The organism is Kitasatospora sp. NPDC059327 (assembly GCF_042752535.1).
Classification (GTDB): domain Bacteria; phylum Actinomycetota; class Actinomycetes; order Streptomycetales; family Streptomycetaceae; genus Kitasatospora.
In genome coordinates, this window is sequence record NZ_JBHYYB010000034.1 from 12,314 (window position 1) to 37,799 (window position 25,486).

The following is a 25,486-nucleotide window of genomic DNA, read 5'->3' on the forward strand; positions in this document are numbered from 1 at the left end:
GTCCGCCCCGCCCCGCCGCCCTCCACCGGGACGGGCCCGCGGCCTCAGGCCAGCCGGACGACGGCGCGGGACATGCCCAGCACCTTCTGGCCGCCGAAGGTCGCCAGCAGGTCGACCTGCACCTTGCGGTCGTCGAGCAGCTTGGCGACCTTGGCGGTGACCTCGATCACGGAGCCGACGCCGTCGTTGGGCACCGTCACCGGCCGGGTGAAGCGCACGCCGTACTCGATCACCGCGCCCGGGTCGCCGACCCAGTCGGTGACCACCCGGATCGCCTCGGCCATGGTGAACATGCCGTGCGCAATGACGTCCGGCAGGCCGACCTCCAGCGCGAACTTCTCGTTCCAGTGGATCGGGTTGAAGTCACCGGAGGCACCCGCGTACTGCACCAGGGTGGCGCGGGTCACCGGGAAGGAGCGCGCCGGGAGCTCGGTGCCGACCTCGACCTCGTCGTAGCTGATCGCCATCGCGTTACTCCCCCGCCTCGTCGGCGGCCCGGGCCACCAGGGTCATGACCGACGTCACCACGTGCTCGCCGCTCTCGTCCGTCACCTCGCCGCGCACCGTCAGCACGTCGTTGCCCGCGAGCGACTTGATGTTGTCGATGCTCACCGCGACCGAGAGCCGGTCACCGGCCCGCACCGGGCGGGTGTAGGCGAACTTCTGGTCGCCGTGCACCACCCGGCTGTAGTCCAGACCCAGCTGCGGGTCCTCGACCACCTGGCCGGCGGCCCGGTAGGTGAGGACGAAGGGGAAGGTCGGCGGGGCGATGACGTCCGGGTGCCCGAACGCCTTGGCGGCCTCCGGGTCCGTGTACGCCGGGTTGGCGTCACCCACGGCGACGGCGAACTCGCGGATCTTCTCCCGGCCGACCTCGTACGGGTCGGTGGGCGGGTAGGTCCGCCCGATGAAGGAGGGGTCGAGCGCCATGGCAGCTCCTCAAGAGCACGGTGAATGACGAAAAGACTCCGGGCCGCACCCTGTGAGGGGTACGGCCCGGAGTCGTAGACCTGTAGTCACACAGGCCCGCGGACACCTGACAGGGTCAGCGGGTCTCGCGGTGCGCGGTGTGCGAGTTGCAGCGGGGGCAGTGCTTCTTCATCTCAAGACGGTCCGGGTCGTTACGCCGGTTCTTCTTGGTGATGTAGTTCCGCTCCTTGCACTCCACGCAGGCCAGCGTGATCTTCGGGCGGACATCGGTGGCAGCCACGGGAGTGCCTTCCTTGGACATTGAATAAGAACACAACAAGAGTAGCCGACCGGGAGTGCGATCTCCCGACCGACTACGCGGGGTAGCGGTGACCGGACTTGAACCGGTGACACAGCGATTATGAGCCGCTTGCTCTACCAACTGAGCTACACCGCCACAGTGATCCGGAGCACAGCCGAAGCCGACTCCTTCTCACCAGAGCCCCCATGCGGAATCGAACCGCAGACCTTCTCCTTACCATGGAGACGCTCTACCGACTGAGCTATAGGGGCGAACGAGGAAGAGATTACACGTTCCGCGCCCAGAGGTGAAATCCGTATCCCGACGCGAAGACCGCAGGTGGGCGAGGTGCACGGGCGAGCGATCGAAGGCCGGGCGTTCGAGCGGCCCGTACGGGGCGCGGCCCGACCCGATACGACTATTGCCCGCCTCCCCGCACCCCGCGCCCCCGCGCCATAGGCTCGTCGCTCATTGATCGGGACGGGCCGGGGATCTGGACGGGCCAGCGCGAGGAGGAACCGGGCGATGGACAGCGCACCCTCCGACGGGCCGCAGCCGGGATCCGGCCCGGCCGCGAACCCGCTGGGGCACGGCCCCGTCCTGCTGCTCACCGACGCCCGGCTCGCCGACGGCCGGGTGGTGGACGTGCGGATCAGCGGCGACCGGATCCAGGCCGTCGGCACCAGCGGCGGCCTCGGCCCGCTGCCCGCCCTGCCCGGCGCCCCCACGGCCACCACCGGCGCCCGGATCGACCTCAAGGGCTACCTGCTGCTGCCGGCCCCCGCCGAGGCGCACGCCCACTACGACGTCGCCTTCTCCGCCGCGCTGCCGGCACCTCCGCCGGAGACCTCCGCCGACCTCACCCGCCGGGTCACCGAGGCCGCGCTCACCTCGCTCGGGTACGGCGCCACCGCGCAACGCACCCATGTGCGGATCGGCGACGTGCACGGGCTGCGCCGGCTGGAGGCGGTGCTCACCGCCCGGCAGGCACTGCGCGGTCTGGCCGAGCTGCAGGCGGTCGCGATGCCGCGGCTGCTCACCGGCCGGGCCGGCGCGGACGGCCGGGCCCAGCTGCGCGACGCGCTCAAGCTCGGCGCCACCGCGGCCGGCGGCTGCCCGGAGCTGGACCCGGACCCGGCCGGGTACGTCCAGGTGCTGCTGGAGGCGGCCCGGGAGGCGGACTGCCCGGTGGACCTGCACACCGCCGGGGCCGACGCGGCCCAGCTGGCCCGGCTGGCGGGCGCGCTCGCCCCGCTGCGGCCCCGGGTGGTGCTGGGCCCGTGCGGGGCGCTGGCCCCGGGCGGTGCGGCGGCGCTGGCCAGCAGTGGCGTCCGGGTGGTCTGTCTGCCGCAGAACGGCTGCTGCAGCGGGTTGGAGGGCCGGCCCACCGGGATGCGGGCGGGGCTGGCGCGGGAGCTGGCGCAGGCCGGGGTCCCGCTCTCGGCGGGCAGCGGCTCGCTGCGCGACCCGGCCAACCCGGTGGGGCGGGCCGATCCGCTGGAGGCCGCCTACCTGCTGGCGGCGAGCGGGGCACTGGACGTGGAGGCGGCCTACGACGCGGTGGCCAACCAGGCCCGGGCGGCGCTCGGGCTGCCACCGGTCCGGGTGGACGCCGGGTTCCCGGCGGAGCTGCTGGCGGTGCGCGGGGACAGTCTGGCCGGGGCGCTCGCGGGCGGGCACAGCCGGCTGGTGGTGCACAGCGGGCGGATCGTCAGCCGGACCAGTGCCGTCCGGGAGTTCGCCGACACGGTGGCACTGGCGCTGCCGCGGCAGTCGGGGAGCACCGGCGGGGGGTGAGCGCCGCAAGCTCGCGGGCGCGGGCCGGCGCGGGGCCGATCGGGTGATAGGGGCGCGCGTCGTTGGTCGCGCGCCCCTCCCCCACCAGTCGGCCGCCGGGGCGGCGGAGCGGCCCCGGCATCCCCCACATGGAGCGGGGCCGCTCTCTCAGCACGGACGCTACGCCCACCGACGCCCCGGTCCGGCCGGCCTTGACGCCCTCCTGTCGTCCGGCGGGCCGCCCTTGACGACTCGTTGACGCCGGCCCGGCCCGACCCCCGCCCCGACCCCCGGCCCGACCCCCGGCCCGGCGGGAGGCCGGGAAGCCGGGAAGCCGGGAAGCCCGGGTTCCAGGACGTCAGGGCTCGTACCGGTAGCCGATACCGGGCTCGGTGATCAGATGGCGCGGCCGGGCCGGGTCGCGTTCCAGCTTGCGGCGCAGCCCGGCCAGGTAGACCCGCAGGTAGTTGCCACGCTCCTCCTGCGCGGGGCCCCAGACCTCGCGCAGGATCTGCCGCCCGGGCACCAGGCGGCCGGGGTTGGCGAGCAGCAGGGCGAGGATGCGCCACTCGGTGGGGGTGAGCCGGACCGGCCCGTCCGGGCCGGTGACGGTGGTGGCGGCGATGTCGACGGTGTGGGCGCCGATCACCGGCGGGGCCGGGGCGCGCCCGCCCGGCGGCCGGCGCAGGACGGCCCGCAGCCGGGCGAGCAGTTCCTCCATCAGGAACGGCTTGGTGAGGTAGTCGTCGGCGCCGGCGTCGAGCGCGCCCACCTTGTCGGCGGCGCCGGTGCGGCCGGAGAGCACGATGATCGGCACCGCGCTGCGGCTGCGCAGGCCCCGGATGACGTCCATGCCGTCCAGGTCGGGCAGCCCCAGGTCGAGCAGCACGGCGTCGGGCGAGGTGTGGGCGGCCCGGTCCAGGGCCTCGCCGCCGCTGGCGGCCGTCCGGACGGCGTACTGGCGGGCGCTCAGATTGATCCGCAGGGTGCGCAGCAGCGCCGGTTCGTCGTCGACGACGAGGATCTCGCTCATGCGGGCGCTTCTCCCGGGTGGGCGGCGGGCAGGGTGAGCAGCATGGTGGTGCCGCCGCCGGGGGTGTCCTCGACCTCCAGGCCGCCGCCCATGGCCTCGGCGAGGCCGCGGGAGAGGGCGAGGCCGAGGCCGACGCCGGTGGTGTTGTCGGTGTCGCCCAGGCGCTGGAAGGGCAGGAAGACGCGGTCGCGGTCCTCGGGGGCGATGCCGGGGCCGCGGTCGATGACGCGGATCTCGACCTGGTCCCGGTGGTGGCTGGCGGTGACCAGGACGGGGGCGCCGGGCGCGTTGTGCCGCAGCGCGTTGGCGATCACGTTGGCCAGGACGCGTTCCAGCAGCGGCGGGTCCACCAGCACCGCCGGCACGGTGTCCAGGTCGAGCGGCTGAACCGGTGCGTAGGGGTCGGGGAGGGTGTCGAGCGCCCGGGGCAGGATCTCGTCCAGGTGGGTCTCGGCGAGGTGGAGGGTGAGGGCGCCGGCCTGCAGGCGGCTCATGTCGAGCAGGTTGTCCACCAGCCGGGTGAGCTTGACCAGGGACTCGTCGGCGGTGGCCAGGAGTTCGGCCTGGTCCTCGGCGGAGAACTCGACGTCGGGGCTGCGCAGCGAGCCGACCGAGGCGAGGGCGGCGGCCAGCGGGGTGCGCAGGTCGTGGCTGACGGCCGCGAGCAGGGCGGTGCGCATCCGGTCGGCGGCCTTGATCGGTTCGACCTCGGCGGCGACCACGGCGAGCCGGTCGCGTTCCAGGGCGGCGGCGACGTGGGCGGCGAAGGCGGTGAGGACGCGCTGGTCGGCGGCGGGCAGCCGGCGGCCGGTGAGCGCCAGCAGGGCGTCGGCGCCGACCGGGATCTCGGTGGTCTCCACCGGCCCGGTGGGCTCGCCCCCGCCGTCGCAGCGGGCCAGCACCGTGCCGCCGGTGCGTTCCAGCAGGGCGACGGAGTCCATGCCGAAGGCCGTCCGGGACTTCTCCAGCAGGGCGGGCAGGGCGTCGGCGCCGCGCAGCACGCTGCCGGCGAGGGTGGACAGGGTCTCGGCCTCGGCGGTGGCCCGGGCGGCCCGGGTGGTGAGCCGGCTCGCGTGGTCGACCACGGTGGAGACGGTGAGGGCGACGGCGGCGAAGACCACCAGGGCGACGATGTTGTTGGTCTCGCCGATGGTCAGGGTGTGGACGGGCGGGATGAAGAAGTAGTTCAGCAGCGCCGAGGCGACCAGCGAGGCCAGCAACGCCGAGGTGGCGCCGCCGAGCAACGCCACCACCACCACGCCGAGTTGGAAGATCAGCGCGTCGGTGGTCAGGTTCACCGCCTCGTGGAACTGGGAGAGCACCAGGGTGAGCAGCCAGGGCATCACCAGCCCGGCGGCGAACCCGGCGACGGTGCGGCGCCGGGAGTGGCGGCGGCCGAGCGAGGGCAGCCGGCCGCGTCCGGTGAACTCGTGGGTGACCATGTGGACGTCGATGTCCTCGGAGGCGTCCACGGTGGTCTCGCCGATGCCCGGGCCGGTCAGCAGCCGGGTGATCCGGCCGCGCCGGCTGGTGCCGAGCACGAGCTGGGTGGCGTCGTGGGCGCGGGCGAAGGCCAGCAGCGCGGTGGGGATGTCGTCGCCGACCACCACGTGGTAGCTGCCGCCCAGCGCCTCCACCAGCCGGCGCTGCTGGGCGAGCGCGCCCGAGGAGGCGCCGGCCAGGCCGTCGCTGCGGCTGACGTGCACGGCGAGCAGGTCGCCGCCCGCGGTGCGGTCGGAGATCCGGGCGGCGCGGCGGATCAGCGTCTCGCCCTCCGGGCCGCCGGTGAGGGCGACCACCACCCGCTCGCGGGTCTCCCAGACGCGGTCGATGTTGTGGCTGGCCCGGTAGTCGCGCAGCCCCTCGTCGACCCGCCCGGCCACCCAGAGCAGGGCGAGCTCGCGCAGGGCCGTGAGGTTGCCGACCCGGAAGTAGTTCGAGAGCGCGGCGTCCACCTTCTCCGCCCTGTAGACGTTGCCGTGGGCCATCCGGCGGCGCAGCGCCTGGGGGGCCATGTCGACGAGTTCGATCTGGTCGGCCCGGCGGACCACCTCGTCCGGGACGGTCTCGCGCTGGGGGATGCCGGTGATCTTCTGGACCACGTCGTTCAGCGATTCCAGGTGCTGGATGTTGACGGTGGTGATGACGTCGATCCCGGCGTCCAGCAGTTCCTCGACGTCCTGCCAGCGCTTGGCGTGCCGGCCGCCCGGGACGTTGGTGTGCGCGAGCTCGTCCACCAGGACCACCGCGGGCCCGCGCCGCAGCACCGCGTCGAGGTCCATCTCCTCGAACTCGGCGTCCCGGTAGGAGCGGCGGACCCTGGGGAGGACCTCCAGCGCGCCCAGCATGGACTCGGTGTGGCGGCGGCCGTGGCACTCCAGGTAGCCGACCACGACGTCCGCGCCGCGGGCCTGTCTGCGCCCGGCCTCGTCCAGCATCCGGTAGGTCTTGCCGACACCGGGGGCGGAACCGAGGTACACCCTCAGCCGGCCTCGGCGGAGGCCGATGCCGGGAGTGAGGTCGCGGGCCATGGGCGCTGCTCTTTCGTCTTCGTACGAGGGTCGGGACGAACGGCGGCCGACCCGGGCACGGGGTGGTACCCCGGCCCGGGTCGGCCTGTCTCACGGAGCCGGCCGGTCGGCCGTCACTTCTGCTCCGCCACTGCGGTGTTGAGGAGGACGACGTTGACGCCCGGCTGGCCGAGGAAGCCCAGTGAGCGGCCCTCGGTGTACTTCTCGACCAGCTTGTTCAGCGTGTCCACCGGCAGGTCGCGGGCCTTGGCGACCCGGTCGACCTGCTCCTTGGCGTAGGCCACCGAGATGTGCGGGTCGAGGCCGGAGCCGGAGGCGGTGACCGCGTCCACCGGGACGTTCGCCGGGTCGACGCCGTCGAACGCGGCGACGGCCTGGCGGCGGTCCTCGATCGTCGTGGTGAGGTCCTCGTTGTTCGGCCCCAGGTTCGAGGCGCCGGAGACCGTCCCGCCGTAGCCGTTGGCCGAGGGGCGGGGCTGGAACCACTTCGGGTCCGGAAGGGCGGCCTCGGCCGCGTCGTCCGGGTTCTTCTTCGGCAGGTCGTAGCTCTGGCCCAGCAGGCTGGAGCCGATCTCCTTGCCGTCGGCCGTCTTCACGATCGAGCCGTTGGCCTTGTCGCTGAACACGGCCTGGCCGAGGCCGGTGACCAGCAGCGGGTAGGCGAGGCCGAGGATCACCGTCATCACCAGCAGCATCCGCAGGGCGGTGAAGTGCGTGCGCACGGTGGTGGGCAGGGGCTTGGACATCCGGATTCTCCTCTCTCAGCTCAGGCCGGGGATGAACTGGACGACGAGGTCGATCAGCTTGATCCCGACGAAGGGGACGATCAGACCACCGAAGCCGTAGACCCCGATGTTGCGACGCAGCAGCGAACTCGCGTCGGAAGGACGGTACTTGACACCGCGCAGGGCGAGCGGGATCAGGCCGACGATGACCAGGGCGTTGAAGACGATCGCCGAGGTGATCGCGGACTGCGGACTGTGCAGGCCCATGATGTTGAGCTTGTCCAGGCCCGGGTAGACCGCCGCGAACATCGCCGGGATGATCGCGAAGTACTTCGCGACGTCGTTGGCGATCGAGAAGGTGGTCAGCGCGCCGCGGGTGATCAGGAGCTGCTTGCCGATCTCGACGATCTCGATCAGCTTGGTCGGGTTGGAGTCCAGGTCGACCATGTTGCCGGCCTCCTTGGCCGCCATGGTCCCGGTGTTCATCGCCACACCGACGTCGGCCTGGGCCAGCGCCGGGGCGTCGTTGGTGCCGTCCCCCGTCATCGCGACCAGCTTGCCGCCGGCCTGCTCCTTCTTGATCAGGGCCATCTTGTCCTCGGGGGTGGCCTCGGCGAGGAAGTCGTCCACGCCCGCCTCCTCCGCGATCGCCTTGGCGGTCAGCGGATTGTCCCCCGTGATCATGATGGTCTTGATGCCCATCCGGCGCAGCTCGTCGAACCGCTCCCGCATGCCCTCCTTGACCACGTCCTTGAGGTGGATGACCCCCAGGACCTTGGCCGGCTCGGAGGCCTTCCTGGTCGCCACCACCAGGGGCGTGCCGCCGGCCGCGGAGATCCCGTCCACCAGGGTGGAGACCTCGTCGGTGACCGTGCCACCGTTGTCGACGACCCAGTTGGTGACGGCGGCGGCCGCACCCTTGCGGACCTGGTGGACGCCGCCCGCCCGTCGCCCGCCGCCACCCTTGTCCGAGTCGCTGCGCTCCGCACCTTCCGATTCGTCGAGGTCGACACCGGACATCCGGGTCTGCGCGGTGAACGGCACCCAGGTGGCGTGCTCCAACTCGCCCTGGGCGCGGGCGCGCAGGCCGTACCCGGTCTTGGCGAGGACGACGATGGAGCGGCCCTCCGGGGTCTCGTCGGCCAGCGAGGAGAGCTGCGCGGCGTCCGCGAGCTCCTCGGTGGAGACGCCGGTGGCGGAAAGGAACTCGGCGGCCTGGCGGTTGCCGAGGGTGATGGTGCCGGTCTTGTCGAGCAGCAGGGTGTTGACGTCGCCGGCGGCCTCGACGGCCCGCCCGGACATCGCCAGCACGTTGCGCTGGACCAGCCGGTCCATGCCCGCGATGCCGATCGCCGAGAGCAGCGCGCCGATGGTGGTCGGGATGAGCGCCACGATCAGGGCGACCAGCACGATCATCGACTGCGGCGCACCCGCGTAGGTGGCCATCGGCTGGAGCGTGACGACCGCGACCAGGAAGACGATCGTCAGCGAGGCCAGCAGGATGTTGAGCGCGATCTCGTTCGGCGTCTTCTGCCGGGCCGCGCCCTCGACCAGGGCGATCATCCGGTCGATGAAGGACTTGCCGGGCTCCGAGGCGATCTTCACCACGATCCGGTCGGAGAGCACCTTGGTGCCACCGGTCACCGCGCTGCGGTCACCGCCCGACTCGCGGATCACCGGCGCGGACTCACCCGTGATCGCCGACTCGTCCACCGAGGCGACGCCCTCGACGACGTCACCGTCGCCGGGGATGATCTGCCCGGCCTCGACCACCACGTGGTCGCCCAGCCGCAGCGCCGTCCCCGGCACCTCCTCCTCGGCCCGGCCCTTCGGCCAGTCGGTGAGCCGGCGCGCCATCGTGTCGGTCTTGGTCTTGCGCAGGGTGTCCGCCTGCGCCTTGCCGCGGCCCTCGGCCACCGCCTCGGCCAGGTTCGCGAAGATCGTGGTCAGCCAGAGCCACACCGTGATCGCCCAGGCGAAGACGCTCGGGTCCGCTATCGCGGCCACGGTGGTGACCACCGAGCCGACCTCGACCACGAACATCACCGGGTTCTTGACCATCACCCGGGGGTCGAGCTTCTTCACCGCGTCCGGCAGCGAGGAGACGATCAGCTTCGGGTCCAGCAGCCCGCCGGAGACTCTGTGCGGCGCCGCGGGCGCCTCCGGCTGCGTGGCCGGCTTGTCGGTAAGGGTGGACGACATCAGGAGAGACCTTCCGCGATCGGCCCGAGAGCGAGGGCCGGGAAGTAGGTGAGACCGACGACGATCAGGACGACGCCCGACAGCAGGCCCACGAACAGCGGCTTGTGGGTGGGCAGGGTGCCCGGAGTGGCGGGGACGGGCTGCTGCCGCGCGAGCGAGCCGGCCAGCGCCAGGACGAAGACCATCGGCAGGAACCGGCCGAACACCATCGCCAGACCGATCGCGGTGTCGTACCAGTCGGTGTTCACCGTGATGCCGGCGAACGCCGAACCGTTGTTGTTCGCGCCCGAGGTGAACGCGTACAGCACCTCGGAGAAGCCGTGCGCGCCGGAGTTGAGCATCCCGGCCCGCTCACCGGGCAGCGCCATCGCCACCCCCGTGCCGATCAGCACGATCGTCGGCGTGGTCAGGATGTAGAGGGAGGCGAACTTCATCTCCCGCCCGCCCAGCTTCTTGCCCAGGTACTCCGGCGTGCGGCCGACCATCAGACCCGCCACGAAGACCGCGACGATCGCCAGCACCAGCATCCCGTACAGGCCCGAACCGGTACCGCCGGGCGCGATCTCGCCCAGCATCATGTTGAACATCGTCAGCCCGCCGCCGAACGGCGAGTACGAGTCGTGGAAGGAGTTCACCGCGCCCGTCGAGGTCAGCGTCGTCGACGCCGCGAACAGGCCGGACGCCGCGATGCCGAACCGCTGCTCCTTGCCCTCCATCGCCCCGCCGGCCGCCTGCATCGCCGCACCGGAGTGCTGCGACTCGAAGAAGGTGATCAGCGTGACCGAGGCCACCCAGAACAGGCCCATCACCGCGACGATCGCGTAGCCCTGCCGGTGGTCACCCACCATCTTCCCGAAGGCGCGCGGCAGCGCGAACGGGATCAGCAGGATCAGGAAGACCTGCAGCAGGTTGGTGAACCCGGTGGGGTTCTCGAACGGGTGCGCCGAGTTGGCGTTGTAGAAGCCGCCGCCGTTGGTCCCCAGCAGCTTGATGACCTCCTGCGAGGCCACCGGCCCGCCCGGCACCGCCTGCGGGTCGCCCGCCAGGGTCGCCACCTCGTGGAACCCGTGGAAGTTCTGCACCACGCCGTTCGCCACCAGGACCAGGGCGAACACGATCGAGATCGGCAGCAGCAGCCGCAGGACGATCCGGGTCAGGTCGACCCAGAAGTTGCCCAGCCGGTCCGTCCGGTTGCGCGTGAACCCCCGGATCAGCGCCGCCACGACCGCGATGCCCACCGCGGCGGACACGAAGTTCTGCACCGCCAGGCCCGCCATCTGCGCCAGGTGCCCCATCGCGGACTCACCGCTGTAGGACTGCCAGTTGGTGTTGGCGGTGAACGAGATCGCGGTGTTCCAGGCCTGGTGCCCCGACATCTGCTCGACGCCGAGGTTCAGCAGCAGGTAGCCCTGCAGGCGGATCAGGCCGTAGAGGAAGAGCACCGAGACGGCCGAGAAGGCGAGCACCGAGCGCAGGTACACCGGCCAGCGCTGGTCGGCGTCACCGTCCACCCCGATCACCTTGTACAGGCCGCGTTCGACTCTGAGGTGCTTGGACGTGGTGAGGATGCGGGCGATGTGGTCGCCCAGCGGCCGGTAGCACAGGGCCAGGGCGCCCACCAGGGCGATGACCTGCAGCCAGCCCGCGAGAGTGGAGCTCATGTCAGAACTTCTCCGGGTAGATCAGCGCGACGACGAGGTAGCCGACGAGGGCGACGGCCACGATGAGACCTGCGATGTTCTCGGCGCTCACAGCTTCTCCACCCCCCGCGCGATCAGGGCGATGACGGCGAACACGGCGACCGTGACACCGACGTAGATGAGATCGGACATGGGCTCCACCACAGTGGTTCGGAGGTGGCCGCGGCCTGGCCCTGCGGGCGGTCGACGCGGCACCGGCGGCGGGCCGGCAAGAGCCAGCCAACCGCCCCTACGGACCGTTACCGGCGTTCTTGACGCCCTCCATACGGCGGCCGTTCGATTGTTGACGGGCTCCATACGGCGGCTCGGCGGGGTGGCGGACGGACGGGCTCCGGGGCGGGTCCGGGCGGGCTCGGGCCGGGCTTCCGGGCCGGCTCCGGGCGCCTCCCGGGGGCGGCTCGCCGGGTACGCCGAGAGCCCCGGACCGGTGCGGGTCCGGGGCTCTCGGCGGCTCTCGGCGGCCCTCGGCGGCTCGGTGACGAGGCCTCGGGCGTGCTCAGGCGTTCTCGGGCGCCGGCAGCTTCTCGTACTCCGACCGCGCCGCCGGCTCACCGCGGCGGACCGCGCCGGGAGCCCGGCGGGACGGGTGGTACGCCTTGGTGGAGGAGGTGAGCTGCCACGGCACGCTGATCACCATCACCCCCGAGGTGAACAGCAACCTGCTCTTCAGCCAGAGCGCCGACTGGTTGTGCAGCAGGTGCTCCCACCAGTGCCCGACCACGTACTCGGGGATGAACACCGCCACCGCGTCCCGGGGGCTGGTCCGGCGGTACTCGCGGACGTAGGCCACCACCGGCCGGGTGATCTCCCGGTACGGCGAGTCCAGCACCTTCAGCGGCACCTGGACGTCCAGGTCCTGCCACTGCCGCGCCAGCTCGCCGGTGGCCTCCTGCTCCACCGCCACGGTCAGCGCCTCCAGCGAGTCCGGCCGGAACGCCTGGGCGTAGCCGAGCGCCCGCAGCGTGGGCTTGTGCAGCTTGGAGACCAGCACGATCCCGTGCACCTGGGAGGGCCGCACCGAGTCGGCGTGCGGGTCGTCCACCGCCAGTTCCTCGGCGACGCTGTCGTAGTGCCGGCGGATGCCCCGCATCATCACCCAGAGCACCACCGCCGCGACCACGGCCAGCCAGGCGCCCTGGGTGAACTTGGTGAGCAGCACGATGACCAGGACCAGCGCGGTGGTGACCGCGCCGAAGGCGTTGATCACCCGCGAACGCTGGGCCGAGCCGCGCACGGCCGGGTCGGTCTCGGTGCGCAGCACGCGGTTCCAGTGCTTCACCATCCCGATCTGGGACAGCGTGAAGGAGGTGAAGACGCCCAGGATGTAGAGGTGGATCAGGCTGGTGACGTCCGCGTCGTACAGCCAGAGCAGCCCGCCGGCCACCACCGCGAGCGCGATGATGCCGTTGGAGAAGGCGAGGCGGTCGCCGCGGGTGTGCATCTGCCGGGGCAGGTAGCGGTGCTCGGCCAGGATGGAGGCCAGCAGCGGGAAGCCGTTGAAGGCGGTGTTGGCCGCCAGGATCAGCACCAGCGCGGTGACGGCCTGGATGAAGTAGAAGAGGAAGCTCTGGTCGCCGCCGAAGACCGCGGCCGCCAGCTGGGCGATCACGGTCTGCTGCGGTGCGGTGTGACAGTCCCCGGCGAAGCCGGTCAGCGTGCAGGCGTCGTCGGCGATGTGCACCTTGGACATCAGCGCCAGCGCGGTGATGCCGACGAACATGACCACGGCCGTGGTGCCCATCACGGCCATCGTGGCGGCGGCGTTCCTCGACTTGGGGGCCCGGAAGGCCGGGACCCCGTTGGAGATCGCCTCCACGCCGGTCAGCGCCGTGCAGCCGGAGGCGAACGCCCGCAGGCCCAGCATCAGCAGGCCGAGGCCGGCGAGGGTGTCCTTGCCGTCCACCGGCAGGATCCCGTAGGAGGCGCTGGCCGCCACCGGGGTGTCCCCGAAGACCGCCTTGATCAGCCCGGTGACGATCATCAGCAGCATGCCGCCGATGAACAGGTACGTCGGCGCGGCGAAGGCCTTGCCGGACTCCCGCACCCCGCGCAGGTTCATCGCCGCGAGCAGCACGACGAAGGCGACCGCCAGCTCGACCCGGTAGTCGGCCAGCGAGGGCAGCGCCGAGATGATGTTGTCGACGCCCGACGCCACCGACACCGCGACCGTCATCACGTAGTCGACCAGCAGCGAAGCCGCCACCACCAGGCCCGAGTTGGCGCCGAGGTTGCGGGACACCACCTCGTAGGAGCCGCCGCCGCTCGGGTAGGCGTGCACGACCTGGCGGTACGACATCACCACGACCGCCATCAGCGCGACCACACCGGCCGCGACCCACGGGGTCAGGTAGAGGAACGCGGTACCACCGACGGTGAGCACCAGCAGGATCTCCTGGGTCGCGTAGGCGACCGAGGAGAGCGGGTCGGAAGCGAAGATCGGCAGCGCCAGCCGCTTGGGGAGCAGCGTCTCGCCCAGCTCCTCGCTGCGCATGGCTTTGCCGATCACTAGGCGCTTGAGCGCCTGGGGCACGTTGAACACATGGGCGAGCGTAAGGGCCTGGAACGGGCCGGCAATGGGCCCGAGCGGAGTGTCCGGAGCGCCCGGCACGCCCTTCGGGAGGGATGTTCCCGCAGGTGGAAGCCGCTATGTGCGACACGTGCCGGGCGGATCGGAGGCGTTTCGAGGGCGTCAAGGGGGGCCGTTAAGACATCGTCAAGATATGACGATCGGATAGAACATTTCCGGCATAAGGTGGCGAATTGACCAAGTGCGTCGGATCCGACATCACCGCGAAACCGCCCACACCCGTCGCCGCCCGCACCCGCTCCCGCCGCCTCCCCCGGCCCACTACATCCGCATCCGCAGCCGGCAGACCACCGCGTCGGTGTGCCGGCGCAGGGCCCGGTCGATCACGGCGCCGCGCCGGTTCTGCAGCGCGCGCTGCCACGGGCGGACCGGCTCGACCTCGGGGATCAGCACGGTGAGGCGGTCGTAGGCGTGCTCGGTGGCGAGCCGGTTGACGAAACCGGCGATCGGCGGCCCGAGCCGGCGGTGGTCGTCCGGGACCTCCACCAGGGGCACGCCCGGCTGCCAGAGCTCCCAGTCCCGGCGCAGCGCCTCGGCCTCGGCGGGTTCGTGGACCACGGTGACGGCCATCACCTCGTCGCCGAGCGAGAGCGCGGCGGAGAGGGCGTCACGGGTGAGGCGGGTGATCGCGGTCACCGGGACGACGACCAGGCTGCGCTGCGGGGTGAGCGGGCCGGGGACGCGCCCGAGCTCCAGGCGCTCGCCGATCCGGGCGTAGCCGCGGTGGATCGCCTCGAAGAGCAGCACCAGCAGCGGCAGGGCCAGGCAGATCCCCCAGGCGCCCTCGGTGAACTTGGTGCCGGTGACCACGATGGCCGCCACTCCGGTGAGGAGCGCGCCGAAGCCGTTCAGGGCGGCCTTGGCCCGCCAGCGCGCCGGCCGCTCCAGGAACCAGTGGCGCACCATGCCGACCTGGCAGATCGTGAAGCCGACGAACACCCCGATCGCGAACAGCGGGACGAGGCTGTTGACGTCGCCGCCCGAACCGACCAGCAGCACCGCCGAGACGCCGGCGAGGAAGAGCACGCCGTGACGGTGGACCTGGCGGTCGGCGCGCAGCGCGAAGACGTGCGGCAGGTGGTTGTCCCGGGCGAGCAGGTGGAGCAGGACGGGCAGTCCGCCGAAGGAGGTGTTGGCGGCGAGCCCGAGCAGGACGACGGTCGCGAACTGGACCAGGTAGAAGCCGGCGCCGTGGCCCAGCGAGGCGTCGGCGAGCTGGGCGAGAACGGTGACGCCCTCGACCGGCTGGAGGTGGAAGCGGCCGATCAGCACGGCCAGTCCGATCAGCATCACGCCCAACAGCGCGCCGAGGGCGACCTCGGTGCGCTGGGCGCGCTTCACGCCCGGCGTGCGGAAGGACGGGACGGCGTTCGCCACCGCCTCCACGCCGGTCAGTGCCGAGCAGCCGGCCGCGAAGGCCTTGAGCAGCAGCAGCGCGCCCACCGCGGTCGCGTTGCCGGCCAGCACCGACGCGTGCCCGGCGGCGGCCTCGGTGCTCGCCGGCGTGTCCCGGAACAGGCCGACCACGACGATCGCCAGGATCGACAGCACGAACACCGCGGTCGGCGCCAGGAACCAGCGTGCCGACTCCGCGATCCCGCGCAGGTTCACCGCGGTCACCAGGGCGAGCACGCCGAGGCAGAGCCAGACCCGGTCGTCGTACAGGCCCGGCACCGCCGAGGTCAGCGCCGCCACCCCGGCCGTCACCGACACCGCCACGTTCAGCACGTAGTCGACGACGAGCGAGGCCGCGGCCGTCAGCGCGGTCCGCCGCCCCAGGTGCGCCTTGGCCACCGCGTACGAGCCGCCGCCGTCCGGGAACGCCGCGATCACCTGCCGGTAGGAGGCCACCAGCACCGCCAGCAGCACCGCGATCGCCGCCGTCACCGGCAGTGTGAAGCCCAGCCCGTACGCCCCGGCCGCCGCCAGCACCAGCACGATCGACTCGGGCCCGTACGCCACCGATGCCATCGCGTCCAACGACAACGCCGCCAGCCCGCCCAGCGCGGTCAACCGGTGACGGTCCTCCGGGGCCGCGCCGGTATCCGGGGGCTCGGGCTCGGTGGTGACAACCGGGGTGGTGGCGCTGGACATCGAACGGGACCTCCGCAGTCGGGTACTGCTCCGATCCTGCGGGCACGGGGCCGTTCTCCCCCGGCCTCCCTACGCGTTCCTGACGCGCCGCCGGGCCTCCTTGACGCCTCGTTGACGCCTCGTCGACTCCGCGCCGGCGCTCGTCGGCACGTCAGGGACGGTCGCCCGGCGGGGAGGGATGGCGGGGGGTGGGTGGGCCGATGTCCCGGCGGGCGCCGGTTGGGAAGACGATCAGCTCGGACGGAGGACTCCCGGCGCGCCTGAGCGGGCCCGGAACTTCTCGACGGGGAGGCTGAACGGCCCACCCCACCCCTCGCGGACCACTTTGCTGCCTGGATCCGGCAATTGCAAGTAATGCGCAATAGTGGCACCCCTTTCCCCTGCGCTACGCTCCGCACATGATCCATCACCCTCGGCCTCCGGATCGCCCGGCCGGCTCCGGCCCGCTCCTCCTCATCGACCTCGACCACACCCTGGTCGAGCGCGACGGCGCCGCGAACGCTTGGACCCCCGCCTTCTGCGCCACCCACGGCCTCCCGCCCGACGCCGCCGACGACATCTTCACGCTGCTGCGCGCCGACCGCTCCCCCACGGGCTTCGCCCGGATCGCCGACCGCTACGGCCTCCCGCAGTCCGGCGAGACCCTCTGGGAGGAGCACGTCGCCGGCGAGGCCGCCCGCACCCACCTGATCCCCGGCGTCCCCGCCGCGCTCGCCGCCCTGCGCGAGGCCGGCTGGACCATCGGCGTCGTCACCAACGGCTGCACCGACGTCCAGCGCGCCAAACTCGCCCGGACCGGCCTGCTCCCCGCCGTCGACACCGTCTGCGTCTCCCAGGAGGCCGGCGCCCGCAAGCCCGACCCCGAGATCTTCCGGCTGGCCGCCGGCCGCCTCGGTCGCACCCTGACCCCCGACACCTGGATGATCGGCAACAACCCCGCCACCGACCTCCGGGGCGCCCACGCCGCCGGCATCCGCTCCATCTGGATCACCCCCACCCCGCCCCCGCCCCTCCCGTCGGGCCACCCCGCCCCCACCCGCACCGCCCCCGACACCCCCGCCGCCACCGCGCTGCTCCTGGCGGCCCCCTGAGTCGCCCCGGACCGGCCCGCCCGCCGATGTCAGCCCCCTCGGGCAGGCTGTCCCCATGCGCGCACCCCGGGTCCAGTGCCCCGCCTGCGGCCGAGCGGTCGCCCTGATGCCCACCCGCCGGGCCGGCTACGGCGTCATCCACGACCACAAGCGGGACCGCCGCGCCCTCGTCCTCTGCGAGGCGAGCATGCGTCCGCTTCCGCTCGCCCAGGCCACCGCCTGGCAGGACGCGCTCCCCGGAGTCGCCCCCGCGCCGGCGGCACCCACGCTCTTCTGACGCCCCGGCAAACCCCCGAGCCGGACCGGCGCGCGTGGGAGCCCACAAACAGAACCGGCCCCGAACCGCGTTTCCGCAGTTCAGGGCCGGTCTGGTAATCCAGTGGCTGGTGCAGGGTTCGAACCTGCGTAGCTTACGCGGCAGATTTACAGTCTGCTCCCTTTGGCCGCTCGGGCAACCAGCCAGGATTGGTGTCCCCCGGGGGCTTGCCCCGTTCGACTCCGTAAACGATACCCGATGCCGGGGGGTGCTTCGCCACTTTGTCGGTCACGTGATGATCAAGGGACGTGGCGTGGCTGTCGGGGGCGGGTGCGGGGTGGTGCTGGATAGGCTGGGGCAGCGGGCGTCCGGTGGGACGGGCCGTGTCAGTGAAGCCAGAGCATCAAGGAGACCAACACCCATGGCCGACTCCAGTTTCGACATCGTCTCGAAGGTCGAGTGGCAGGAGGTCGACAACGCGATCAACCAGACCTCCCGTGAGATCGCCACCCGCTTCGACTTCAAGAACGTCGGCGCCGAGATCAGCCGCTCCGGCGAAACGATCGAGATGAAGGCCAGCGGCGAGGAGCGGGTGAAGGCCATTCTGGACGTGCTGCAGAGCAAGTTCATCAAGCGTGGCCTGTCGCTGAAGGCGCTGGACGCCAAGGAGCCGCAGCTGTCCGGCAAGGAGTACAAGATCTTCGCGGACGTGAAGGAGGGCATCTCCCAGGACGATGCCAAGAAGGTCGCGAAGATCATCCGCGACGAGGGCCCGAAGGGCGTGAAGGCCCAGGTCCAGGGTGACGAGCTCCGTGTGACCTCGAAGAGCCGCGACGACCTGCAGACCGTCCAGGCCCTGCTCAAGGGCAAGGACCTCGACTTCGCGCTGCAGTACGTGAACTACCGCTGACCCCGCGGGGTGTGCGTGGAGAGGCCCCGGTCCCGGGTTCGGGACCGGGGCCTCTGCTGTCGGCCGGACGCGGGTCAGCCGACGGTGGGGCGGGCCCGCAGGGCGGCCGCGGCGTCCGTGAGGGACCGGCTCTGCACCTTGAGCGAGGCCAACTGCTCCGAGAGGGCCGGGGCGGTGCCGCCGGGGACGGCCGGCGGGGCCGGGACGGTCACCGGCGGCGTCGGCAGCTGGCCGAGCAGCCCCTGCACGATGGTCTGCAGGGAGGCGAGCAGCTGCTGGAGGCCGAGGTCCGGCAGGGCGGACAGCAGGGACGGGATCAGCCCGGTGACGGTGCCGACCAGGTCACCGACCGTTCCGAGCACCGCGCCCGGGTCGGGGACGGCGGACAGGTCGGGGGCGGCCGGCGCGGCGGGGAGGCCGGGCACCGGCGCACTGACCGGGGGAACCGCGACGGGCAGCGGCGCGTCGGCGGCCGGACGCGCGGGGGCCGCCGGGGCGGCGACGGCCGCCGGGAAGCCCGGCAGGCCCGGGACGATGGCGGAGAAGGGGAACGTTCGGGGGGCCGCGGCTTCTTGGCCGGCGGCGGTGGCGGACGCCGTGGCGACCGGGGTCAGCACAATGGCTGCGGTCAGCGCGGCGGCCATCCAGGTGGCACGCATGGGTGTTGCTTCCTCTCGATGCGAGTCAGGCGAGATGCCTGATTCACACGTTGGGGCAAGGCAGTTGACCCAGCCACCGCACGTACGCCGAACGGTTCACGCCCCGTCGGGGGCGGCCCAGCGGTCCGTCGTGCGGTGGGCGGGCAGGCCCACCGCCTCGAACTCGTCGAGGTGGTGGGCGTCCACGACCCGGGCGCCGATCCGCCGCAGGGCGCGGGAGATCGGACTGCCCTCGGGCGGGCTGGGCTCGAACTCGCCGCTGACCAGCGGACCGAGGTCGAGCCGGCCGTCGGCCCAGACGGCGGCGCGCTGGGTGCCGCTGCCGCCGAAGTAGTCGGCCTCGACGCAGGCGATCGGACCGGCCTTGGACCAGGCGGCGAGCCGGCGTTCGAGGCCGTCCGGGAACCAGTCGAAACCGGACGCGCCGCCGAACCCCGGTTCACCGCGGCCGAACTGGAGCGCGGACAGGAAGGCGGGGGTGGCCGGTATCAGGGCCAGCCCCTGGGCCAGCGGCCTGAGATGGGCGGCCGGGACCTCGGCGGCGGCCACCGCGAGCAGCTCCGCCGAACCGATCAGCGCCTGAAGTTCGTACGACATTCAGTCATCCTGAACCACCGCACTGACACCGCGCCCGGCATTTACCATTCCGTACCCGGACGGGTACCAGCGGACGGCGCGGGTCCGCACCCGGGCGGCCCCGGAGCGGCCCCGGAGCGGGTCTCACCCGGCCGCGGCGCCGTCCGGGAGGGGCCCGCCCGGCCCGTCGGCCCCGCCGCGCAGGCCGTAGAGCAGGGTGAAGACGGTGATGTCCACCGCGTCCTCCGCGTCGCTCACTCCATCCTCGTTCAACTCGTCGAACACTGCGGCGAGTTGACTGCGCAGTCGGATCAGCCTGGCCGGGCTGACCCGCAGCGTCGAGTGGGCGAACAGACCGGGCGGGCCGCCCGAACCGTCCTTCGGGGCGCTGAAGTCGATCCGGCCGGCGAGCAGTTGGGCACCGAAGTCACTACGGACGCTGTCGATGGCGGCGAACATCGCGTCGTACGCCTCGGAGCGGGCCGGGGAGTCCGCGGAGAAGATCTCCGGGGAGAGCCGCACCGACTCCTGCGCGGCGGCGTAGCGGCTCTCGACGATGCCGGAGACGAGCCGGGTGCCGGCGACCCGGATCAGCCCGGCCTTCTCCAGCTGCTTGATGTGGCGGTACAGCTTGGTCTGCGGCTCGCCGAGGGCAGCCGCGATCTCCTTGGCGGTGAGCGGTCCGCCGCCCGCCGCCCCCATCAGGGACCCGAGGATGGACAGCCGCAGCGGGTCGGCCAGCGCCTTCAGCGTGGCCGCGTCGTCGACCCGGCGTTCCCTGACCCACTCCCCGACGGACGGCCCCCCGGGGGATTCGTCGGTTCGACCGGACTCCTGCTCAGCGTTTTCCACCACGCCCCCACCCTGGCAGATCGGGACTCGGTCCGGCAATCACCCTTGCACCAACACTCATTCATGCGCAACCATTCACGAAGCCGTAAATGGTTGCGCGAACGCAAGGGGTGGACATGGCAAGGAACACGGCACCGACACCGGCGGGGGCGCCACCGAAGCCGCCCGCGACGGACACGGCGGCGACCGGTACCGCGGCGACCGGCACGACGGCGACCGGCACCGCGGCGACGGGCCCGGCCGCGCCGAAGCCGGTACCGCTGCGCCGCAACCGGCGCTTCCAGACGCTCTGGGCCGGTCAGGCCTCGGCGACCCTCGGCCTGCAGATCACCGACACCGCCTACCCGCTGCTGCTGCTCGCGCTCACCGGGTCGTCCACCCTCGCCGGCGCCTTCGGCGCCCTGCAGATCGGCACGGCCGTGCTGTGCGGCGTCCACGGTGGCTCGATCGCCGACCGGTACGACCGCCGCCGGATCCTCATCGCCGCGGACTCCGCCCGGCTGCTCGCCTCCGCGAGCGTCCCGGCGGCGATGGCCTTCGACCGGCTCACCGTGCTCCACGCGCTGCTGGTCGCCGTCGTGGTCGGCGCCACCATCGCGTACAGCGGGCCGGTCCGGCTGATGGCGGTGCGCTCGGTCGTCCCGCCCGAGCAACTGCGCCAGGCGCTGGCCCAGGACGAGGCGCGGATGAGCGGCGCCGGGCTGATCGGGCCGCCGCTGGCCGGGTACCTGTTCGGCGTCGGCCGGGCGGCGCCCTTCCTCGGCACGGCCGTCGCCTCGGCCCTGTCGCTGGCCGCCGCGCTGACGGTGCGCTTCCCCGGTCGGCCCCAGGACCCGACGGGCCGGCCCCAGCACCCGACGGACCGGCCCCAGCACCCGGCCGACCGGCCCGCGGCCACCGGCGACGACCGTCCGGCGGGCGACGGCGGCGCGTTGGCCGGCTACCGGCACCTGCTCGCCGACCCCCTGCTGCGGCCCACCCTCGCCGTCGTCCTGGTGACCAACCTGGCGGGCGCCGCGATGCTGCTGCCGGTGATGGTGCTGCTGCGCGGCAACGGCGCGTCGAGCGGCGGGATCGGCCTGGCCCTGGCCGGCGAGGCGGTCGGGGCCCTGGCGGGCGCCCTCCTGGTCTCCCGGCTGCACCGGCTCGCCGGGCCCGGGGTACTGCTGCTCGCGGTGGCCTGGCTCTGCGTCCCGGTCACCCTGGTGCCGCTGCTGCCGGGCGGTCCGGCGGTCGTCTTCGCCGGCCTCTTCGTGGTCGGCCTGGGGGTGCCGACACTGCGGGTGATGATCGACATCCTGGTGTTCCGCCAGGTCGAGGACGCGCTCCGCGGGCGGGTGATCGCCGCGACCATGACGCTCTTCACCCTCGGCATGCCCGCCGGGATGCTCGGCAGCGGCCTGTTGCTCGACCACCTCTCCCCCGGTGCGGCACTGGCCGCGATCGCCGGGCTGCTCACCGCCGCCCTGCTGCCCGCGACGGCCGGCCGGACACTGCGCCGCTCGGCCTGGCCGGTGGCGGCCCGACCGGACGCGGGCTGAGCCCCGCGCGCCCCACCCGACGCGAGCCGGCGCCCGGAGCGACCCACCGCCCGGACCGACCCACGCCCCCGGACCGAACCGCCCCCGCGCGGCCCAAACCCCCGACGCGCACCCCCGGCAGTCGATCACCCGGGCGGACGCACGCCGCATGCGACGCCCCCGGCAACCGGGTGAACTGGCCGGGTACGGCCCTGCCCCGGGGCACTCCCGGACCGAACGCACCCAGGGCCGCATCCGAGGAGGACGCATGAGCTCGATGGAGGCACCCTCACCCGGCCGGGGAAGCCCGGGGACGGACGCCGCCCGCAAGGCCGGTGGCTCGGTCGCGGCGCGGATGGCCGGCGCACCGCGGATGTCCTGGCTGACCCTGGCGCTGATGACGACCAGCTCCGTGGCCAGCCTCCGGGCCGCCCCGACCATGGCGGTGTACGGCCTGGCCTGCGTCTTCCTCTACCTCGTCCCCGCGATCGTCTTCCTGCTGCCGACCGCGCTGGTCTCCGCCGAGCTGGCGTCCGGCTGGGAGGGCGGGGTCTACCGCTGGGTGTCGGAGGGCCTGTCGAAGCCGCTCGGCTTCCTCGCGGTCTGGTGCCAGTTCGCGATGACGATCTTCTACTACCCGTCCCTGCTCGCGTACGTGGCCTCGACCATCGCCTACGTGGTCAACCCGGCGCTGGCCAGCAACGGCCCGTACACCGCCGTGGTGATCATGGTCCTGTACTGGAGCGGCGTCTGGGTCTCCTCGCGCGGCACCAAGGCCGTGGCCGGTCTCTCCTCCTGGGGCCTGGTGATCGGCACCCTGGTCCCCGGCACGCTGCTGGTGGTGCTCGGCGCGGTCTTCCTCGGCCAGGGCAACGGCTCGGCGGCCCCGATGAACGCCGCGCACCTGTTCCCGCAGTGGACCGGCCTGGCCAGCCTGGTGCTGATCGTCAACAACTTCCTCAGCTACTCCGGCATGGAGATGAACGCGGTGCACGTCTCCTCGCTGCGCGACCCGGCCCGCGAGTTCCCGCGGTCGATGTTCACGGCCTCCGGGATGGTGCTGCTGATCTTCATCCTGCCCGCGCTGGCGATCAGCTGGGTGGTGCCGTCCAGCGAGCTGAGCCTGACGGCCGGCGTGATGCAGGCCTTCGACGCCTTCTTCCAGTACTTCCACATCGGCTGGCTCACCCCGGTGATCGCGGTGGCTCTGGTGGCCGCCGCCCTCGGCGGCATGCTGACCTGGCTGGCCGGGCCCTCCAAGGGGCTGCTGATGATCTCCCGGCAGGAGGGCTACCTCCCGCCGTTCCTGCAACGGCTGAACAAGGAGGGCATCCAGCAGAACCTGCTGGTCACCCAGGGTGTGGTCACCACGGTCATCGCCCTCGCGTACGCGCTGATCCCGAACGTCTCCAGCGCCTACTGGATCTTCTCCGTGATCACCACGCAGGTGTACCTGATCGTCTACCTGCTGATGTTCCTCGCGGCGATCCGGCTGCGCCGCACCCAGCCGGACCACCCGCGCGGCTACCGCGCCCCGGCGCTGGTCCCGGTGTGCGTGACCGGCTTCCTGGCCTCGGCGGCGGCGATGGCGATCGGCTTCGTGCCGTCCTCGCAGTTCGGCAGCGGCAGCGTCTGGTCGTACGTCGCGATCGTCGCCGGCGGCCTGGTGCTGCTCGGCCTGGTGATCCCCTACCTGTTCCTGCGACTGCGCAAGCCCTCCTGGCGCTCCCCCGAGGCCCAGGCCGAGCTGGCCGCGCAGGAGGCCGCGGAGCAGCGCGACGGCACCGGAGGTGCCCGATGAGCGGCACGATGATGGCCTCCCGCCACCGCTGGATCTACGTGGGCGCGATCGTCCTGCTGGTCGGGATGCTGATCACCGGCCTGCTGACGTACTCCCAGCTGCACAACACCAACAAGGCCAACGACAAGGCCAAGCAGCTCTCCTCGGCGCTGGGGGCGGCCGGCTACCCGGTGCCCAGCCAGAGCCAGATCGTGCACACCCTGGGCGAGGACGGCGGCGCCGTCTGCGAGAACCCGGCGAACGCGCTGACCCAGGCGCAGTGGACGTACGGAATGTCCAACGGCGCGGGCGGGCCCGGGCAGCGGCCGGTGCTGTCCGACCGCGAGGTGGTGCTCGCGGAGACGATCGTGCTCTCGGTGTACTGCCCGGACAAGCTGGCCGACATCAAGGAGAAGATCGACGACCTCAAGCTCCACGACACCGTCCGGAACTGACGCCCCGCCCCGCCCGGCCGCCCCGCCGCGGCCCGGCCCACACCCCCGCGCGTCACCCACACCCCCACGTCCCGTCACCCCCCTCGACCCCAGCCGAACGATCGATCGCCCAGGAGTCGTACCCATGACCGACGAACTCGCCCGCCGGATCGCCGCCCTGATGCCCCGGGCCAAGGCCGACCTGGCCGAGCTGGTCGCCATCCCGTCCGTCGCCGACCCCCGCCAGTACCCGCCGGAGAAGTGCCGCGAGGCCGCCGAGTGGGTCGCCGCCGCCTTCACCCAGGCCGGGCTGCGCGACGTCCACCTGGAGGAGACCCCGGACGGCAGCCACGCCGTGATCGGCCACCGCCCGCCGCCGCCCGGCGCGCCGACCGTCCTGCTCTACTGCCACTACGACGTCCAGCCCCCGTTGGACGACGCCGCCTGGACCTCCCCGCCGTTCGAGCTCACCGAGCGCGACGGCCGGTGGTACGGGCGCGGCACCGCCGACTGCAAGGGCAACATCGTCATGCACCTCACCGCGCTGCGGGCGCTCGGTGACGACCTCCCGGTCGGCATCAAGTTCGTCGCCGAGGGTTCGGAGGAGCAGGGCACCGGCGGGCTGGAGGCCTACGTGCCCCCGCACGCGGGCGAGTTGCACTCCGACGCGCTGCTGGTCTGCGACACCGGGAACGCCGCCGTCGGCGTGCCCACCGCCACCACCTCGCTGCGCGGGGTCACCAATGTGGTGATCAGCGTCTCGACGCTCGCCGGTGACATGCACTCCGGGATGTTCGGCGGCGCCGCCCCCGACGCCCTGGCCGCGCTGATCCGCGCCCTCGACTCGCTGCGCGACGCCGACGGCGGCACCCGGATCGACGGGCTGGACTGCACCGGCCGCTGGAGCGGGGTCGGCTACGACGAGCAGCAGTTCCGCACCGACGCCGGGGTCCTGGAGGGCGTCCGGCTGACCGGTTCCGGCACCGTCGCCGACCGGCTCTGGGCCAGGCCCGCCGTCACCGTGCTCGGCATCGACTGCCCTCCGGTGGTCGGCTCGGCCGCCGCCGTCCCGGCCACCGCCCGCGCCCGGGTCAGCCTGCGGGTGCCACCCGGCACCGACGCGCGGACCGCCCAGGACGCGCTCACCGCGCACCTGCGGGCCGCCGTGCCGTGGGGCGCGCGGGTCGCGGTCGAGCCGGAGAGCGTCGGCTCGCCGTTCCAGGCCTCCACCGGCGGGCCGGCGTACGCGGCGCTCGACAAGGCCATGCAGGAGGTCTACGGCAAGCCGATCTCCTTCCTCGGCCAGGGCGGCTCGATCCCGCTCTGCAACGTGTTCGCCCGCACCTACCCGGAGGCCGAGATCATCCTGATGGGCGTCGAGGAGCCGCGCTGCCTGATCCACGCGCCCAACGAGAGCGTCGACCCCGGCGAGATCGAGCACATGGCCCATGTCGAGGCGCTGTTCCTGCGGCACTACGCCGACTCCGCCCGGACGTGATGGAGTTCGGGACACGCGACAGCGGCCCGCGCCCGGCGGCCGGCCCGACCCG

The 25,486-nt window shown here is 72.7% G+C and carries 22 protein-coding genes and 3 tRNA genes; 8 read left to right on the plus strand and 17 right to left on the minus strand.

Features of this window, described 5'->3' with window-relative positions; genetic code table 11:
• Window positions 1–44 precede the first annotated feature (44 nt).
• From ACFXHB_RS21480 to ACFXHB_RS21500, 5 genes are all read right to left on the minus strand, one after another.
• The gene (locus ACFXHB_RS21480; RefSeq protein ID WP_380576195.1) at window positions 45–467 is read right to left on the minus strand and encodes a MaoC family dehydratase; all 423 of its coding nucleotides are present in this window, start codon (window positions 465–467) and stop codon (window positions 45–47) included.
• Between the two features lie 4 nt (window positions 468–471).
• Window positions 472–930: a MaoC family dehydratase N-terminal domain-containing protein gene (locus tag ACFXHB_RS21485; RefSeq protein WP_380576196.1), complete on the minus strand. Its 459-nt coding sequence runs from the start codon at window positions 928–930 to the stop codon at window positions 472–474.
• A 115-nt stretch (window positions 931–1,045) separates the two neighbouring features.
• Window positions 1,046–1,210 carry a 50S ribosomal protein L33 gene (rpmG, locus tag ACFXHB_RS21490; protein ID WP_006604855.1) on the minus strand — a complete coding sequence of 55 codons (165 nt, stop codon included), beginning with the start codon at window positions 1,208–1,210 and terminating at the stop codon, window positions 1,046–1,048.
• Between the two features lie 83 nt (window positions 1,211–1,293).
• Window positions 1,294–1,366, minus strand: a tRNA-Met gene (locus ACFXHB_RS21495).
• A 43-nt stretch (window positions 1,367–1,409) separates the two neighbouring features.
• A tRNA-Thr gene (locus ACFXHB_RS21500) sits at window positions 1,410–1,482 on the minus strand.
• Window positions 1,483–1,735: 253 nt separating this feature from the next.
• On the opposite strand from ACFXHB_RS21500, the gene ACFXHB_RS21505 reads away from it, so the two are divergent.
• Entirely contained in the window at window positions 1,736–3,007 is a 1,272-nt protein-coding gene (locus ACFXHB_RS21505; RefSeq protein ID WP_380576197.1) for a hydrolase, read from the plus strand.
• Between the two features lie 337 nt (window positions 3,008–3,344).
• Here ACFXHB_RS21505 and ACFXHB_RS21510 read toward each other — a convergent pair whose 3' ends face one another.
• From ACFXHB_RS21510 to ACFXHB_RS21545, 8 genes are all read right to left on the minus strand, one after another.
• A complete protein-coding gene (locus tag ACFXHB_RS21510) occupies window positions 3,345–4,019 on the minus strand; it encodes a response regulator (RefSeq protein WP_380576198.1) in 675 nt (224 codons plus the stop codon).
• Complete coding sequence (locus ACFXHB_RS21515) at window positions 4,016–6,550, minus strand: ATP-binding protein (protein ID WP_380576199.1); 2,535 nt, start codon at window positions 6,548–6,550, stop codon at window positions 4,016–4,018. Before ACFXHB_RS21515 ends, ACFXHB_RS21510 begins: the two co-directional genes overlap by 4 nt.
• A gap of 113 nt (window positions 6,551–6,663) precedes the next feature.
• Entirely contained in the window at window positions 6,664–7,296 is a 633-nt protein-coding gene (gene kdpC, locus ACFXHB_RS21520) for a potassium-transporting ATPase subunit KdpC (RefSeq protein ID WP_380576200.1), read from the minus strand.
• A gap of 15 nt (window positions 7,297–7,311) precedes the next feature.
• Window positions 7,312–9,477 (minus strand): potassium-transporting ATPase subunit KdpB, encoded by a 2,166-nt coding sequence (gene kdpB, locus ACFXHB_RS21525; RefSeq protein ID WP_380576201.1) that lies wholly within the window; start codon window positions 9,475–9,477, stop codon window positions 7,312–7,314.
• Window positions 9,477–11,138 (minus strand): potassium-transporting ATPase subunit KdpA, encoded by a 1,662-nt coding sequence (gene kdpA, locus ACFXHB_RS21530; protein ID WP_380576202.1) that lies wholly within the window; start codon window positions 11,136–11,138, stop codon window positions 9,477–9,479. Before kdpA ends, kdpB begins: the two co-directional genes overlap by 1 nt.
• 1 nt (window position 11,139) lies before the next feature.
• A complete protein-coding gene (gene kdpF / locus ACFXHB_RS21535) occupies window positions 11,140–11,229 on the minus strand; it encodes a K(+)-transporting ATPase subunit F (protein ID WP_097237446.1) in 90 nt (29 codons plus the stop codon).
• Between the two features lie 444 nt (window positions 11,230–11,673).
• Complete coding sequence (locus ACFXHB_RS21540) at window positions 11,674–13,668, minus strand: APC family permease (RefSeq protein WP_380576256.1); 1,995 nt, start codon at window positions 13,666–13,668, stop codon at window positions 11,674–11,676.
• Between the two features lie 357 nt (window positions 13,669–14,025).
• Complete coding sequence (locus ACFXHB_RS21545; RefSeq protein WP_380576203.1) at window positions 14,026–15,858, minus strand: APC family permease; 1,833 nt, start codon at window positions 15,856–15,858, stop codon at window positions 14,026–14,028.
• A gap of 398 nt (window positions 15,859–16,256) precedes the next feature.
• Here ACFXHB_RS21545 and ACFXHB_RS21550 point away from each other — a divergent pair, with 398 nt between their 5' ends.
• The gene (locus ACFXHB_RS21550; RefSeq protein WP_380576204.1) at window positions 16,257–16,949 is read left to right on the plus strand and encodes an HAD family hydrolase; all 693 of its coding nucleotides are present in this window, start codon (window positions 16,257–16,259) and stop codon (window positions 16,947–16,949) included.
• A 55-nt stretch (window positions 16,950–17,004) separates the two neighbouring features.
• A complete protein-coding gene (locus ACFXHB_RS21555) occupies window positions 17,005–17,226 on the plus strand; it encodes a hypothetical protein (protein ID WP_380576205.1) in 222 nt (73 codons plus the stop codon).
• Between the two features lie 103 nt (window positions 17,227–17,329).
• On the opposite strand, the gene ACFXHB_RS21560 is transcribed toward ACFXHB_RS21555, so the two are convergent.
• Window positions 17,330–17,410: transfer RNA gene (locus ACFXHB_RS21560), tRNA-Tyr, on the minus strand.
• 216 nt (window positions 17,411–17,626) lie between these two features.
• Here ACFXHB_RS21560 and ACFXHB_RS21565 point away from each other — a divergent pair.
• Window positions 17,627–18,115 (plus strand): YajQ family cyclic di-GMP-binding protein, encoded by a 489-nt coding sequence (locus tag ACFXHB_RS21565; RefSeq protein WP_329488198.1) that lies wholly within the window; start codon window positions 17,627–17,629, stop codon window positions 18,113–18,115.
• Between the two features lie 74 nt (window positions 18,116–18,189).
• On the opposite strand, the gene ACFXHB_RS21570 is transcribed toward ACFXHB_RS21565, so the two are convergent.
• The 3 genes from ACFXHB_RS21570 to ACFXHB_RS21580 all read right to left on the minus strand — a co-directional run bounded on the left by ACFXHB_RS21570 (window position 18,190) and on the right by ACFXHB_RS21580 (window position 20,205).
• On the minus strand, window positions 18,190–18,774 hold the full coding sequence (locus tag ACFXHB_RS21570) for a hypothetical protein (protein ID WP_380576206.1): 585 nt from the start codon (window positions 18,772–18,774) through the stop codon (window positions 18,190–18,192).
• A gap of 96 nt (window positions 18,775–18,870) precedes the next feature.
• Window positions 18,871–19,371 (minus strand): hypothetical protein, encoded by a 501-nt coding sequence (locus tag ACFXHB_RS21575; protein WP_380576207.1) that lies wholly within the window; start codon window positions 19,369–19,371, stop codon window positions 18,871–18,873.
• A 123-nt stretch (window positions 19,372–19,494) separates the two neighbouring features.
• Window positions 19,495–20,205, minus strand: coding sequence for an ArsR/SmtB family transcription factor (locus tag ACFXHB_RS21580; protein WP_380576208.1), 711 nt, complete (start codon window positions 20,203–20,205; stop codon window positions 19,495–19,497).
• A 113-nt stretch (window positions 20,206–20,318) separates the two neighbouring features.
• On the opposite strand from ACFXHB_RS21580, the gene ACFXHB_RS21585 reads away from it, so the two are divergent.
• The 4 genes from ACFXHB_RS21585 (at window position 20,319) to ACFXHB_RS21600 (ending at window position 25,434) form a co-directional block, all read left to right on the plus strand.
• Window positions 20,319–21,743 carry an MFS transporter gene (locus ACFXHB_RS21585; RefSeq protein ID WP_380576209.1) on the plus strand — a complete coding sequence of 475 codons (1,425 nt, stop codon included), beginning with the start codon at window positions 20,319–20,321 and terminating at the stop codon, window positions 21,741–21,743.
• 247 nt (window positions 21,744–21,990) lie between these two features.
• Window positions 21,991–23,523 carry an APC family permease gene (locus ACFXHB_RS21590; protein WP_380576210.1) on the plus strand — a complete coding sequence of 511 codons (1,533 nt, stop codon included), beginning with the start codon at window positions 21,991–21,993 and terminating at the stop codon, window positions 23,521–23,523.
• On the plus strand, window positions 23,520–23,957 hold the full coding sequence (locus tag ACFXHB_RS21595; protein ID WP_380576211.1) for a hypothetical protein: 438 nt from the start codon (window positions 23,520–23,522) through the stop codon (window positions 23,955–23,957). Before ACFXHB_RS21590 ends, ACFXHB_RS21595 begins: the two co-directional genes overlap by 4 nt.
• 124 nt (window positions 23,958–24,081) lie before the next feature.
• Window positions 24,082–25,434 (plus strand): dipeptidase, encoded by a 1,353-nt coding sequence (locus ACFXHB_RS21600; RefSeq protein ID WP_380576212.1) that lies wholly within the window; start codon window positions 24,082–24,084, stop codon window positions 25,432–25,434.
• Window positions 25,435–25,486: the final 52 nt, after the last annotated feature.